The sequence below is a fragment of the Frankia sp. CpI1-P genome (assembly GCF_001421075.1).
GTDB lineage: Bacteria > Actinomycetota > Actinomycetes > Frankiales > Frankiaceae > Frankia > Frankia torreyi.
The window spans coordinates 227,024-241,801 of sequence record NZ_LJJX01000003.1 but is presented as its reverse complement, the minus strand read 5'-3'; the positions used below and the strand labels follow the sequence as shown (position 1 = coordinate 241,801).

Sequence of the window (14,778 nt, the reverse complement as noted above, 5' to 3'; positions counted from 1 at the left end):
GAGCCCGGGGATCGCGACGACAGGGGGCCGAGCGTGGCGTTGCCCGGCGGCCCGGCGGATCGGGAAACCGGGTCGGCCGACGAGACCGGGACGGCCGAGGCGGTGCGCATCGACCTGGTCGGCGTCGGAAAGCGGTACGACGGCGCGGCGACCGGCGTCACGGCGCTCGCGGACGTCACCCTGCGGGTCGGCGCCCGCGGCCTGCTGGTGATCCTCGGGCCGTCGGGCTGCGGCAAGACGACGCTGCTCAACCTGATCGGCACGTTGGACACCCCCACCACCGGGACGGTGCGGCTCGACGGCGTCGATGTCACCCGCGCGTCCCGGCGGACTCGGCGGGAGGTCCGCCGCCGGGCGGTCAGCTTCGTGTTCCAGTCGTTCAACCTGTTCCCGGCGCTCACCGCGCGGGAGAACGTCCGCTTCGGCGCGGACGTCGCCGGGCGGGACCGAGCCGGCGAGGTCACCGACGAGGTGCTGGCCGGGGTGGGACTCGCCGAGCGCGCTGCACACTTCCCCCACCAGCTCTCCGGCGGGGAGCAGCAGCGGGTGGCGATCGCCCGCGCCATCGCCACCGGCAACCCGATCCTGCTGGCCGACGAGCCGACCGGCGAGTTGGACGTCACCACCGGCGTGCGCATCCTGGAGCTGCTGCGCGACCAGTCCGCCCAGGGCCGGACCGTTCTCGTCGTCACCCACAACCGGGAGATCGCCCGGATTGCGGACCGGGTGATCGAACTGTCCGGCGGGCGCATCGTCCACGACGGCCCGCCGCCCGGCGGCCAGGTGCCGGTCGCGGAGCTGCGCTGGTGACCGGGTACGCGCTGGTGACCGGGTACGCGCTGGTGACCGGGTACGCGCTGGTGACCGGGTACGCGCTGGTGACCGGGTACGCGCTGGTGACCGGGTAGTCGGGCGGCGGACGGATGGCATCGACGGGGCTGTGGTGGCGCTGGTCGCTGCGCGAGCTGCGTCAGCGCCTGCTGCTCGTGGTCGCGATCGCCGTGATGATCGGCCTCGGCACGGGGCTCTACGCCGGTCTGACCAGCTCCTCGCACTGGCGGCGGCAGTCCTACGACGCCAGCTACGCCCGGCTGAACGTGCACGATCTGCGGGTCGCCGTCGGGGCCGGGGCCACGGTGGCGCAGGGGCGGCTCGCGGCGGTGGTCCGGTCGCTGCCGGCCGCGGCGGCCGTCACCGCCGACGCCGAACGGCTGGTGCTGCCGACCGAGATCGACGCCTCCCGCCCCGGGCACACCGTGCTCTCCCGCGGCGAACTGGTCGGCATCGACCTGACCGCCCGGCCGCCGGTCGACGGGGTGTCGGTGGCCCGGGGGCGCGCGCTCGTGCCCGCCGACTCCGGGCGCGACGTCGGCGTCCTGGACCGCACCTTCGCCAACGCGAACCACCTCCCGCCGACCGGCACCGTGCGGACCAGCGGCGGCGGCGAGGTGCACTACGTCGGGCAGGGCCAGTCGCCGGAGTACTTCATCCTGCCCGGCGAGCAGCCGGGCCTGGTCACCCAGTCCGGCTTCGGGGTGCTCTACACGTCGCTACCGACCGCGCAGCGGCTCACCGGGCAGCCCGGCGCCGTCAACGACCTGGTGCTCACTCTGCGGCCGGGCACGGACACCGGCGCGTTCGCCGCCGAGCTGTCCCGGGCCCTGGCCGCGGCGCTGCCGGGCACCAGCGTGACGGTGACCGACCGGGACGACATCCAGACCCGGCAGATCCTCTACGACGATGTGAACAGCGATCAGCGGCTGTGGGACGTCTTGGCCGTCCTCGTCCTGGTCGGGGCGGTGTTCNCCGCGTTCAACCTGGTCGGACGGGTCGTCGACGCGCAGCGCCGGGAGATCGGCATCGGGATGGCGCTCGGGGTGGCACCGCGCCGGCTCGCGCTGCGCCCGTTGCTGCTGGGCGCCCAGGTCGGGGTGCTCGGCGTGGTCGCCGGTGTCCTGGTGGGCCTCGTCGTGGGCGCCGCGATGGGCGCGCTGCTGCGCGGGGTGTGGCCGCTGCCGGTGTGGCACACGAACTTCCAGGTCGGCGTGTTCGCCCGGGCCGCGGCCGTGGGCCTGGTCCTGCCGGTGCTCGCCGCCCTGCCGCCGGTGTGGCGGGCGGTGCGGGTGGAGCCGGTGCGGGCGATCCGGGCGAGCGCCGTGGCCGGGGGGACGGGACCGCTGGTCCGGCTGCTGGGCCGGGCCCGGCTGCCGGGGGGCAGCCTCGCCCAGATGCCGCTGCGCAACCTGGCGCGTGCCCCGCGCCGGCTGCTGCTCACCGCCGTCGCGATCGCCGCGGTGATCACTGCCCTGGTGGTCTTCACCGGCGAGCTGGACACGTTCACCCGCACCACGGACCGGGCCGAAGCGGACCTGACGACCAGCGCCCCCGACCGGCTGCGGGTGATGCTGCCCCGGGTCGAACCGGTGAACTCCCCGACGGTGAACGCCGTGCGCCGCTCCCCCGCCGTCACCGAGACCGACCCCACGCTGGCGCTGCCCAGCCGCCTCTCCCCCACCGTCGGTGCCGGGACCGGCACCCGGACCGGCCCGAGGACCGGCGGCGACGCCTCGGCCGCACCGATCGACGTGCTCACCTACATCCTCGACATCGGGCACGGGCTGTGGTCGCCGTCGGTCGTCTCCGGGTCCCCCACCGGCGGGCTGCTGATCTCCGAGAAGGCCGCCCACGACCTGGGCGTCCACCCCGGCGACACGATCACGCTGCGCCATCCGCAGCGGGTCGGCACCGGCTACCGGACCGTGGACACACCGCAGCGGATCNCCGGCATCCACGCCTTCCCGGTTCGCTCGGTGGTGTTCCTCGACAACGCCGACGCCGGCGCGTTCCGGCTCGCCGGAACCACCAACGTGGTCGTCGTGCAGCCGGCGGCCGGGTACGGGCGGGACGCGGCCACCCGCACGCTGGCCGCCATCCCGGGAGTGGCGTCGGTGGTCTCGGCGACGGCGAGCATCGAGGAGATCCGGGCCCTGCTGCGCACCTTCGTCGGGATCCTGCGCATCGGCGAGGTGGTGGTGCTCCTGCTGGCCGTGCTCATCGCCTACAACGCGATGAGCATCGCCGTGGACGAGCGGCGCCGCGAGCACGCGACGATGCTCGCCTACGGGTTGTCCACCCGCACCGTGCTCGGCCTGACCGTCGCCGAGAGCGCGGTGATGGGCCTGGTCGGGACGCTGCTGGGGATCGCCGCCGGCTACTGGGCGCTGCGCTACACCGTGGAGGTGCTGCTCGCCGAGACGCTGCCCGACCTCGGCGTGCAGGCGATCCTGTCGGGCCGCACCCTGGTCGTCATCCTGCTGCTCGGCGTCGGCGCGGTGGCGGTCGCACCGCTGGCCGCGGCCCGCCGGGTCCGCCGGATGGACGTCCCCTCCACCCTTCGGGTCATCGAGTAACCACCGCGCAGCGCCGGTGCGGGCAGGATGAGGACCGCCGGCTGACTGCGGGGACGTGACGAGGCGGCGCTGGTTGACGAGGTTGCGCTGGCTCGTGAGGCTGCGCTGGCTGGTGAGGTGCGCTGGTTGATGAGGCTGCGCTGGTTGACGGTGCTGGGGCGGGACGTGGTCGGCGCGCTGCGCGGCCACGACCTGGCCCTGCTCGCGGCGGGCGTCACCTACTATGCGGCGATCTCGGTCGTTCCCGGGGTGCTGGTGGCCGTCAACCTGCTCGGCCTGCTGCTGGGGCGGCCGCGCACGGCGGAGCTCGGCCGTTCCCTGGCCGGCGCGCTGCCGGGTGGTCTCGGCGCCCCGGCGGTCGTGCTCGCCGCGTTCGACGCGGCGCTGACGATGTCGCCGCTGGTCGTCGTGGCCGCCGCGGTGCCCGCCTCGTTCTACGGCGAGGGGCTGCGGCGGGCCTTCGTCCGGCTCGCCGGAACGACCGAGGGTCTCGTCGGGTGGCGGGGTCGCCTCGGCGTCCTGCCGCTGCTCGCCGCCGCCCCGGTACTGCTGCTGCCGGTGCTGCTCGTGACGCCGACCCTGGCCCGGCTGTTCGCCGAGAGCGACGCCTCGGCGGGGCTGGGGGTGGTCGTCGCGTTCATGGCCGACTGGCTGGCGCTGACCGCGACGCTCGTGATCGTCTACCGGGTGGTGGGGCCGGGGCGGCCGGGCTGGGCGGCGACGTTATGGGCGGCGGCGGCGACCGGGTCGTTCGTCGCCGGCTTCGTGCAGGGGTTCGTGCTGTTCCTGTCGTTTCACCTGGACCTGGGCCTGCCGTTCGGCGGCTTCCGCGCCATCGGTGGGGCCGTCGCGGTCGGCTTCTGGCTGTTCCTGCTGCACCTGATCGTGCTCGTCGGCTACAGCCTCGCCCAACGCCTCGACGAACGCGGCGGCGTCCCGTGGACAGACCCGCGGCGCGGGCGGCTGCACCCCCGAGCCGCCGGCCACGGGCACGGGCACGGGCGTCCTGACTGAGTCTCCGCCGACGTCGGCCGCGGCGGCCGGCCGGCGGCGTTCGTGCTGACCGCGGGGCAGTCCGCCGGCAGTTCATCCCTGTGATGGAGAAGGGTAGGCATTCCTGGGCCGGTGGGTCGCTCCCAACCCAACTCCGACGATCATGATGTTCCCGAGGGACCGCGCCACGCCGTCCGGGCACGCCCTACCTTCAACGACCACAGCCGGTCCCCACCCGCCACGCCCTGACGATCCGGATCAAGGAGCACAACCGAGCCCCATGATCCGGATCAGCTACGCACCCTAATGCCCGTGGTCCACGCCGTTACCGTGGTCGACCCCGTTTCCGTTGTCGATACCGTTGCCGCCGCCGGCGAAGATATTCACGGCTCCGTGGTTCGCGTGCGACTGACCGATGGGTGCGGAGATCCCCCCTGGGGCGATGCCGCCGATCCCGAAAGCGAGAACGAGCAGACCGGCGGCCGCCACGGCCAACTGGATCCTTCGCAAAGCCATGATATGCATCCTCACACATTTCCGTCGATGGATAATCACAGACGGCAGAACGCCCAGATCAGATGGACAAGCAGTCGGCAACCCGGAAAGCAACCAGAAATGCTTGCCGTCGCGATTCGGTGACGACACGAAGACTAGCGCCGCCGCTTCCCGCCGGGTGCTACCAGAAAGTGCCGAAACGAAGACATAAATCCCCGCCTGGAAGGACCGTCTGCCGGCGGTCGAGGGCGCCGTCCAACACATTTCAACACCCCTGACCAGCCGAAATCAGGTGGGCATCTCCGCAGCGCGTTCTCGTTCACCATCGCGACGGAGATATCAATCACACCGCGGACGGGCAAGCTGGCGGCACGACCCAGTGATGGGCCTCGTGCGGGATCGGTCCGTGGGACGATGAGCCGGTGCTGATCGATCGCCCGTCCGGGGACTCGGCGGACAGCGCCACTGTCCCCGCCGAAGCGGGTTCCCCCCTGCTTCACGGGTCGTTCAGGCTGTCGCGCGTCCTGGCGGCACCACCAGGTCACGTCTTCACCGCCTTCGCCGACATCGCGCTGCGCAGGCGCTGGTTCCGCATCCCGGGCGAGCCGGGGACGAGCCGGCACGAGCTGGACTTCCGCATCGGCGGACACGAACTCGCCGGCGGTACCTTCGCCGTCTCCGGGGTGCCGGAGCGGATCGAGTACCACGCGCAGTTCCTCGACATCGTTCCCGACGAACGCATCGTCTTCACGTACACGGGCATTCTCGACGGCCAGCCCCGCTGGGCATCGCTCACCACCGTCGAGCTGGCCGCCGACGCCGCCGGCACCCGCCTGACCCGTACGGAACAGTACGTCTTCCTCGCCCTCACCGGCGACGGCCGGGACGACGTCGCCCACCTCGAAGGCACAACGCGGCTGCAGTTCAATGCCCTGGAGTCCGTGGTCGTGGGGCGGCCGGCGCGGTCAGGCGGATTCACGGCCTGACCGCGGGTCCCTTCGCTGTTCGCTCTCACGCGCGACCATCCGCTCGGCCCCCATCGTGAGGGGTCAGGGCGGGGGCATCCAGTCTGGGCGGCGGACCAGCTCCACGCCGATCAGCTCGATCCGGGCAGCGTCGTCGTCCAGGACCACCACGTCGCACAGGGCGTGGATGTTGTCGATCTCCCGGGCGGTGACGACGCCGCGGGCCTCACCGGCACCCACGATCCGGGAAACGGCAACATGGGTGGAACGGGTCTTCCGCTGGTGGCCTTGATTACACGCCGTCGGGTCTCCGCTGGTAGGTGGTGGTTCTCCCGCGGCCGCCGAGTTGGATGACCAGTCCGCGGCCGCGCAGGTTGCGCAGCGACCTGCGAATGTTCGGCGCGGACAGACCGAGTTCCTCGGCGAGTTCGCGGGCCGTTCTTCCCTGGCTGGTCAGGGCTTGGTAGACGCGACGCTCCGTGGCGCCCAGCTTGGGTTCGGCGGTCACTGCGGGCGTGGCGGTTGCGAACTGGTGGAGGACGACGGTGAACCGGATGCCGCTGTCGACGTAGTGGGCCGGTGGCAGACCGTGGTCTGCGAGCGCCTCGGTGACGGTGGGAATCCCGCTTGCGAGAGCTTCGATGACCCGAGCTCCGGTCTGCGGGGTACGGACGTGCTGACAGATCGCGACGAGCCTGGCGTTACGGGCCGAGGTCACGGCGTCGCGGCCAAGCCGGTCGACAGTGATGCCGTACAGGCCGCCGGGGTTGGCCACCACCAGACGGTCCCGGAGGAGCCGTACCTCGACGGCGAGCCCGGCGGACCAGTGGTCGAGGTCGCGGTGGATCAGAGCATTGGCGACCAGCTCGCGGAAGGCGACGAGAGGATAGCTGGGGCGGTCGTGGACCGTGCCGTCCGACTCGGCGACGATCGCGGTATCGAAGGTGCGCCGGGCCCACAGCAGCGCTGCGTCAAGCATCCGCGGGACAGGCCCGCTGATGGTCACCTGGTTGCGGGCCCGCGTGGCGGCGGAGTCCGTGGGAAGGGGCGCTGCGGCCGCTTGGATCACGTATCGGGGGAACCATTGCTGGGGGTGGGCCCCGAGGGCGAGGAGACCCGCGACGGTGGGCTGTCCGCCATCGATCGTCACTCCGCCGCGGCGCAGGAGCTCGGCATCATCGGCAAATCGGCCGAGTCCGGCCGGGTCGCGTTCGCGAACGGCGCCGAGGAATGCGTCGACGAGTTCGGTGTCCAGATCGTCGATGGTGGCGTCCTCGACGGGTGACCGATCGAACAGTGGTGCCTGGCGGGCAGCCAGGAATCCCTGTTCCTCCACCTCGGACAGGGCGTAGTCCCCGTCGTAGCTACGGAGGTATGCCGTGCCGGTCGCGGTGACGCGGCAGGGCTTGGACGACCGGTCGCACTCGTGCACCCGAGCAACCACAACCGCGGCGCCATCCACCTCCCCGTCGTCGACCGTGAGCCGGACCGGCGGTGTGAACGCCCGAGCCTTGGCGGCCAGACCCTGCTTGAGAACCTGCGGGTCGACGAGCCCGACCGGGCGGAATCCCGCCTGCTCGTCGAGCCCCAGGATGATGGTCCCGCCGCCAGGCTGGTTCGCCAACGCGCTCAACGTCGCGGTGAGTGAGACGGGCAACCCGCCCGCAGCGGACTTGACCTCCACCTCGGTGGTGTCGCCTCCCGCCACCCGCAGGCGATTGATCATTTCGGTCACGTCATGCGACACGGCCCAAATGTAACCACAGTGGAGTTACATTTCGCGGTAGCGGTTACATTTGAGTAGGCGGCATGTGGGCCCGGGGCGAAAAGCGGCCCCGGGCCGGTAGGCGCCGCCGGTCCGGGGGGCCTCGTGCGTTCAGACGCGACCCTTCCCCGATCGCCCCTGGGGGTCAGGATGAGGGCATCCAGTCGGGGCGGCGGACCAGCTCCACCCCGATCAGCTCGATCCGGGCGGCGTCGTCGTCCAGGACCACCACGTCGCACAGGGCGTGGATGTTGTCGATCTCCCGGGCGGTGACGACGCCGCGGGCCTGCCCGGTCATCAGGCCCGGCCGGTGAATGCGACACTCGCGAACGGCGACGGGCAACGCGCCACCGAGCACCCGCCAGGCCCACAGCCCGGCGAGCTGCATCCCGCCGTCGAGGCCGGCGACGTCGAAGTACCAGTCGTCGAGCCCCCAGGCCAGCTCCCGCACACCGACGACGGACCCCTCGGCGCCATGCTCCGACATCCCCTTGAGCCACTGGATCGCCTGGAAACGCGGGCCGTGGAACAGCGCGTCGCTGCGGTAGATCAGGTCCCGGCACGTCGACACCTCGGCCGCCTTCTCGGCGAGGCCGTCCGGGGTCGGCCAGGCTGACGACGGCACGGGCGCTGGCTGTGCGGCGTCGAGTTTGGCCTGGTAGTGGGGCATGCCGTCGGCGTCGTCGAGGCGCAGCACGGGTAGCGGCGCCGCGCCGGCACCGGCGGCGGACAGGTCACCGCCGCCCGGGGCCCCGGCCTCGGTCACGCTGACGTACAGCTCGTGCCCGGTGTCGGCCAGGTGCGGGAAGGCGATCTTGCGCAGGACCCGCAGGTCGCGCAGCACCATCCCGGCCTCGCCGTCGCCGCGCAGCGCGCGGGCCCCGCGGGCGAGCCAGTCCAGCGCCATCGCGAGCGGGAGCACGGCGATGTCGGCCGGGCTGTGGTCGGTCAGCCAGGGATGGGTGCGTTCGTGCACCGAGAGCTGGCCGAGAACTCGCCGGGCGGACGGTGCCTGCTCGCCGTCGGCCGAGGCGCCGAGTGCCTCCGGGCCGCCCGCGCCGAGCAGGATCCGCGGTTGCGTCCCGGCGCTGCGCGCACCCGTGATCTCGTCGACGAACGCCGCCGCGCCCTGGGCGACCGGGAGCGCCNNCACTCCGCGGCTGGCGAAGACCTCGGCGAGCAGCGGTCCGACCATCCCTCCGGCCCAGGGGCCCCAGGCGATCGATCGCACCAGACAGTCCGGATGCGTGGCCCGGTAGGTGCCCGCGACATGGTCCAGGGTCGCGTTCGCCATGGCGTAGTCGGCCTGGCCGGCGTTGCCGAACCAGCCCGCCACCGAGGAGAACAGGCACAGCAGCTCCACGGGGTCGTCGGCGAGCGCGTCCAGCATCGTCCACAGACCCCGCGCCTTCGTGTCGAACACCCGGTCGAAGGCGTCGTCGGTCTTGTCGACGAGCAGCTTGTCGGCGAGGGTGCCGGCACCGTGGACGAGCCCGCTGACCGGCCCCCAGTCCGCCCGGACCTCCTCCAGGGCACGGGCGACCGCGTCGGGGTCGCGGACGTCCACCGGCAGGTAGCGGGCCTGCGAACCGGCGCGCCGGAGGGCGGCGAGGGTGGCGTGCACCTCCCGCGCGGCCAGGATCTCGCGCGCCTGCGCCCGCAGCCGGGCCGGGCCGGCTGCCGCGTCGTCGCGGTCGGCCAGCAGCCGCACCAGCGACGGCTCGTCGGTCGCGGCCGCGAGCCCGGCCGGCTCGTCGAGCAGGGGCGTGCGGCCCAGCAGGACCAGCCGCGGCTGGCAGGTCCGGGCCAGCTCGATCAGGGATGCGGCCGTCACGCCGCGGGCGCCGCCCGTCGCGACGATCACCGCGCCGGGCGCGAGCCGAAGCGGGTGCGCGTCCGCCGGTTCCGGCGGGGCCGGCGCCACCCCCGCAACGAGGCGGGTGCCGTCGGCGCGCAGGCCGACGACCGGGGTCATCCCGCCCTGCCGCAGCTCGTGGGCGATGGCGGCGGCGAGCCGGGCCGGGTCGCGCCCGGCCCGTTCGCAGTCGATCGCCCGGACCGCGGCGTCCGGCCATTCCGCGGCCGCGGTGCTGGCCAGCGCGGCCAGCCCGCCGAGCCAGGCCCGCGTCCCCTGCCGACCGTCGAGGCCGAGATCGCCGCCGGTGTCCTGCACGGTGACGAACAGCCCACCGTGCACGGCCGGCGACGAGGCCATGGCCCGCGCCCAGCGGAAGGCGTCCCGCTGCCGGTCGAGGGCCTGCTCGACGGAGTCGACGCCCGCCAGCCCGCCGAGCAGGATCACCCCGCCGGCGTCGGCGGCCAGCCCGCCCGGTGCCCCGTCCGGCCCGGCGTCCGGCGGGCCGTCGGTGACGACCGCGCGGAGGCCATGCCGGTCGAGCTCGGCGGCGAGCGCGGACCCGAGGCCGCTGCCGCCGTCGACGATCGTCAGCGGACGCGCGCCCAGCCCGAGAGGAGCAAGCCCCGGGGCCATGACGGGCCTGACCTCCGGCACGAGCCGGGTCAGCGGCGGCCAGCCGGCGGCCCCTCCCGAGGAACCGGCCGGAAAGGGGGCATCGGCCGCCACGCCCGTCGAGCCCTGTGCCGAGGTGGCCGCCGCAGCCCCCGCCGGATCCCCGGCGGGGCGCTCGGCGAGGTCCGGGATGGCCGCGGCCGCCGCCGTGCCGGGGCCGGTCGGATCCAGCCCGGTCAGCCCGGTCAGCCCGGTCGACCCGCTCGCTCCGGTCGCTCCGGTCGCTCCGGTCGCCGCCGGTTGCGGCTCGTCGGCCCGGTTGCGCATGAGATCGACGACCTCGCCGAGGGTGCGCAGCGCGGTGAGCTGAGCCAGGGCGTCGCCCTCGCTGACGTCGACCGCGATCTCGCCGACGTGCTGACGCAGCGCGGAGAGGATCTCGACCTTCTTCAGCGAGTCGATGCCGAGGTCGCCCTCCAGCTCCATGTCCATCGCCAGCGCGGAGGCGGGGTATCCGGTGCGCTCCGCGACGACGTCGAGCAGCAACGCCTCCAGCTCCTCGACGCTGCGCGGGGGCGCCGGCGCCCCCGCGGCCTCGCCACCGGCCGGTGCCGGGGCGACGGCGGGCGAGCCACCGACCGGCTGATCAGCGGCAATGCCAGGTGCTGCGGCAACGGGCGAGACGGTGCCCTGCGCCACCACCGGCGGCACGGCGACCGCGGCGGAGGTGGGTGGCGCGATCGTCGAGTCGGCCACCGGCACCGCGGGCGGCGCCGCCATGGCCTGACCGGCCTGGGCCGGTTCGGCCGGCCGGGGCGTGGTGCTCGTCGGCGCCGCCGGCGCCGGGGGCATGGCCGACGCAGGCATCGCCGCCGCCGGCATCGCCGTGGCCGGCACCGCCGCCGCAGGTGGCGCAGGCGGGGCCGACGCTGGCAGCGCCGCGGGGTTCACCGTCGGCACGGCCGGCAGGTATCCGGGCGCCGGGGGCACGTCCATGGCGGGTGCACCGGCCAGCCGTGCGCACATGGCCTCCGTCGTGCGCAGGAACTCCACCTGTGCCTCGGTCATCAGGTGCTGGTAGGCGGCCTGGACCTGGGCGGTCTGCCGGTGTGCCTCGACGAAGGCGGCCCACCAGCCCGGCCCGGCGACGACATCGCCCACCAGCGCCGCATCGGGCGACGACGCCACCGCCGGCATCTCCGCAGTGGTGACCAGCCCGCCGGGGGACGGCGCCCTGGGCATCGGCTCCGCGGCCGGGGGAGCCGGCATGGGCTCCGCGGCCTGCGCAGCCGGCATCGGCTCGGCGGGCATCGGCTCGGCGGGCGGCGGTGCCGGTGTCGATGTCGATGTCGGTGTCGGTGTCGGTGTCGGTGTCGGTGTCGGACCGGCGACCGGCGGCGCGGCCGCCGGCGGTGCCGCCAGGGATTCCGCGGCCCGCGATGGTGCGCCGGGCTGCGTCGGCGGTCCGACGGTCGGTGCCGTCGGTGCTGTCGGGATCGCGCTGTCGACCGGAACCGGAACCGGGGCCGGCTGTGCGGCGGGGGCGACGGAACGCGGCGGGACGGCGACGTCGTCGGCTGGGGCCGGGGCCGGCACGGCCGGCGCGGCCACTGCGGCGGCGGACGCCGGGGAGGCGGGCGCGGGAGGCACGGACGCCGGGGAGGCGGTCGCGGCGGACCGGGCTGGGTGATCGCCGTTGGGCGATGGCTCGTCCAGCGGCGGCGGGTAGTTGCGGCCGTAGTTGGATCCGTCGATCCGCATCGTCATCACCGGCTTCCGGTGCCGCACGCCGGCGGGGGCGGGCGGCGGGTCGTCGAAGGTCAGCCGCACGCCCTGGACGGCGAGCTGGCCGAGCGCGGACTGCAGCGTGGCGTCGCCGTCCTGGCCGCGGCGGTCCAGGCTGATCGCGAGGTGCTCCCGGCCGTCGAGGATCTGGTTGACCAGGCCGGTGAGGGCCCCGCCGGGGCCCACCTCGACGAAGGTCCGCACGCCGTCGGCGTACATGGTCTCGATCTGGTCGACGAACAGCACCTGCGCGGTGAGCTGGTCGACGATCCGCTCCCGGATCAGCGCCGGGTCGGACGGGTAGGGCCGGCCGTCGGAGCCCGCGATGACCTCGCAGTGCGCCGGATGGATCTCGATGCCCTCGAGCACCTCGCGCAGCGGGTCGCGGGCCGCCGCGACCAGGGGGCAGTGGAAGGCGGTGGCCGTCTCCAGCCACCGCGTGGCGATGCCCTCGGCGGCGAGCTTGCCCTGCACGGTCTCCAGGGCCGCCGCCGTGCCGGACAGCACGAGCTGCCTCGGGGCGTTGTGGTTGGCCACCCAGACGTCCCGGTCGGGCAGCCCGTCGAGGGCTGCCGCAACGTCGTCGTGGGCGGCGACGGCGGCGAGCATCCGCCCGCCCGCCCGCTCGGTGGTGTTGCGCAGCAGCTCGCCGCGCCGGCGGGCGAGGATGACCAGCGATTCGGCGTCGAGGACGCCGGCGGCGCACAGGGCCGTCAGCTCACCGAAGCTGTGTCCGGCCACGCAGGGTGGGCGGACCCCGTAGCCGTCGAGGACGGCGAGCAGGGCCAGCGAGTGCAGCGCGATCGCCGGCTGCGCCCATTCGGCGGCGGTCAGCGTGCTCTGCCGGGCGGCGCGCTCGGCCTCGTCGAAGGTCGGCGGCGGGAACACCACCTCGTGCAGCGGTGTGCCGCCGAAACGCAGGCCGCCGAGGCGGTCCCAGACCTCCTGCGCGGCGGGGTAGCGCAGCGCCACGTCCGTGCCCATCCCGACGTACTGGCTGCCCTGGCCGGGGAAGAGGAACGCCGGCGGGGCCGCCGCCGGCGGCGGCACGGGCGGGATGCCGGTGCCGGCGGCGTCGGTCGGGGCCGCGTCGGTCGGGGCCGCGTAGTTCGGGACCGCGTAGTGCAGCCCACGGGGGTTGGTGAACGGCTCCCGCGGCCGCTGGCCGATCAGGTTGGCGGCCTGGTCGATCCGGGTGCCGAGCTGCTCGGCGGAGCCCGCGACCAGGGCGAGGCGGACCGGGCGGCGGGAGTCGAACTCGCGCCGGCTCGCCCGCGCGATCCCCGCGGTGGGTCGGGAGGTGTCGATCGCCCGCAGCGCGGCGACGATCTGCTCGGGCGTGTCGGCGCCGAACAGGACCAGCTCGCTGCCGGCGGCCCGCGGCAGGCGATGCCGCCGGACGAGGCCGTCGCCGGACTCGCCGGACTCGCCGGCCGCTCGGGACCCGCCGGCGGGGGCGGGTGCCTCCTCCAACGCGATGTGGAAGTTGATGCCACCGAAGCCGAAGCTGGACACCGAGGCCCGCCGCGGGTGGTCCGCCGGGCGCACCCAGGGGCGGCAGACGGTGTTGAGGTAGAAGGGGCTGGAATCGAGCGAGAGATCGGCGTTCGGCTCCGTCACCTTGATCGTCGGTGGCAGGGTGTGGTGGTGCAGGGCGAGCACGGCCTTGAGTAGCCCGGCCGCGCCGGCCGCCGACTTCGTGTGCCCGATCTGCGACTTGACCGAACCCAGCGCGCACCAGCGGTCGCCGGTGCGCTCGGCGTCGCCGAACACCTCGGTCAGCGCGGTGACCTCGGTGCGGTCCCCGACGACGGTGCCGGTGCCGTGCGCCTCGACGAGCCCGACCGTCTCCGGGCCGTAGCCGGCGTCGGCGTAGGCGGCCCGCACCGCCCTGACCTGCCCGCCCGGCGCCGGGGCGTAGATCGCCGCGCCCCGGCCGTCCGACGACGAGCCGATCCCGCGGATCACGGCGTAGATCTTGTTGCCGTCCCGGCGGGCGTCGTCGAGGCGCTTGAGCGCGACCATCGCGACGCCCTCGCCGAGCAGCGTGCCGTCGGCCTGCGCGGAGAAGGGCCGGCAGTCCTCTGTCGGCGACAGCGCCGGCGTCTTGCAGAAACTCACGAACGTGCACGGGTTGTTCAGGGCGTCGACACCACCACTGATGATCATGTCGGCGCGGCCGAGGACGAGTTCGTTCACGCCGGCCGACACCGCCGCCAGGGAGCTCGCGCAGGCGGCGTCCACGGTGTAGTTCACCGCGTGCAGGTTGAGCCGGTTCGCGACCCGGCCGGCGACGATGTTGCCCAGGCCGCCGGGCAGCGTGGCCTCCTGCCACTGCGGATAGTCCTTGAGGACGTGGTCGCAGGTCCGCCGGGCATCGGCGTCGGAGTAGCCGAGTTCACGCAGCGCCTTCAACCACATCGGACGACCCAGGCGCAGGTCGATCTCGCTGAGCAGCTCCAGGTTGCCGCTGCCGAGGATGCAGCCGATGCCGCCGCGGTCGGCGGTGTCGTACTCGTCGCCCAGGGCGTCGCGCAGCGTCTGGTCGGCGACCTGCAGCGCGAACAACTGCGCGGTGTCGGTGGCCGGGACGGTGCTCGGCGGGATGCCGAACTCGGCCGGGTCGAAGTCGATCGTCGGCAGGAACGAGCCGCGCCGCACGTAGGTCTTGTCGATCGCGGCCGGGTCCGGGTCGTAGTAGTCCTCGACCAGCCAGTGGGAACGCGGCACCTCGGTGATCAGATCCTCGCCGCGGACGATGGAGTTCCAGAACCCGGCGGCATCGATCGAGCCCGGCATGATGGCGCCCACTCCGACGACCGCGATCGGCGGTTGGGGCGGGGAGTCGGTTCGTCGCATTGTGTCCGTGTCTCCTTCCGGACCGGCCGGCCCTTT

Annotated in this window: 8 protein-coding genes and 1 pseudogene; 5 read left to right on the top strand and 4 right to left on the bottom strand. The window is 74.0% G+C overall.

Annotation, left to right across the window (positions count from 1 at the left end; translation table 11 throughout):
- Positions 1–33: 33 nt before the first annotated feature.
- The 4 genes and pseudogenes from FF86_RS03615 to FF86_RS03605 all read left to right on the top strand — a co-directional run bounded on the left by FF86_RS03615 (position 34) and on the right by FF86_RS03605 (position 4,424).
- Positions 34–810, top strand: a complete 777-nt coding sequence (locus FF86_RS03615) for an ABC transporter ATP-binding protein (RefSeq protein WP_063870326.1) — start codon at positions 34–36, stop codon at positions 808–810.
- A gap of 1,007 nt (positions 811–1,817) precedes the next feature.
- Positions 1,818–2,780: pseudogene (locus FF86_RS39600) on the top strand (FtsX-like permease family protein); the annotation flags it as partial.
- A 288-nt stretch (positions 2,781–3,068) separates the two neighbouring features.
- Positions 3,069–3,410, top strand: coding sequence for an ABC transporter permease (locus FF86_RS39595; protein ID WP_313954299.1), 342 nt, complete (start codon positions 3,069–3,071; stop codon positions 3,408–3,410).
- A gap of 129 nt (positions 3,411–3,539) precedes the next feature.
- A complete protein-coding gene (locus FF86_RS03605; RefSeq protein ID WP_044886817.1) occupies positions 3,540–4,424 on the top strand; it encodes a YhjD/YihY/BrkB family envelope integrity protein in 885 nt (294 codons plus the stop codon).
- A gap of 282 nt (positions 4,425–4,706) precedes the next feature.
- Here FF86_RS03605 and FF86_RS03600 read toward each other — a convergent pair whose 3' ends face one another.
- Positions 4,707–4,928, bottom strand: a complete 222-nt coding sequence (locus FF86_RS03600; RefSeq protein ID WP_152989835.1) for a hypothetical protein — start codon at positions 4,926–4,928, stop codon at positions 4,707–4,709.
- A gap of 392 nt (positions 4,929–5,320) precedes the next feature.
- Between FF86_RS03600 and FF86_RS03595 the strand changes: the two genes are divergently transcribed.
- Positions 5,321–5,884, top strand: coding sequence for an SRPBCC domain-containing protein (locus FF86_RS03595; protein WP_199865452.1), 564 nt, complete (start codon positions 5,321–5,323; stop codon positions 5,882–5,884).
- 63 nt (positions 5,885–5,947) lie between these two features.
- Here the strand turns inward: FF86_RS03595 and FF86_RS34125 are convergent, their stop codons facing one another.
- The 3 genes from FF86_RS34125 to FF86_RS03585 form a co-directional block, all read right to left on the bottom strand.
- The gene (locus FF86_RS34125; RefSeq protein WP_157866927.1) at positions 5,948–6,103 is read right to left on the bottom strand and encodes a hypothetical protein; all 156 of its coding nucleotides are present in this window, start codon (positions 6,101–6,103) and stop codon (positions 5,948–5,950) included.
- A 52-nt stretch (positions 6,104–6,155) separates the two neighbouring features.
- Positions 6,156–7,589 carry an ATP-binding protein gene (locus FF86_RS03590; protein ID WP_242418102.1) on the bottom strand — a complete coding sequence of 478 codons (1,434 nt, stop codon included), beginning with the start codon at positions 7,587–7,589 and terminating at the stop codon, positions 6,156–6,158.
- A gap of 1,189 nt (positions 7,590–8,778) precedes the next feature.
- Positions 8,779–14,742, bottom strand: a 5,964-nt coding sequence (locus tag FF86_RS03585; protein ID WP_242418101.1) for a type I polyketide synthase, incomplete at its 3' end; no start/stop codon positions are given.
- Between the last annotated feature and the right edge of the window lie 36 nt (positions 14,743–14,778).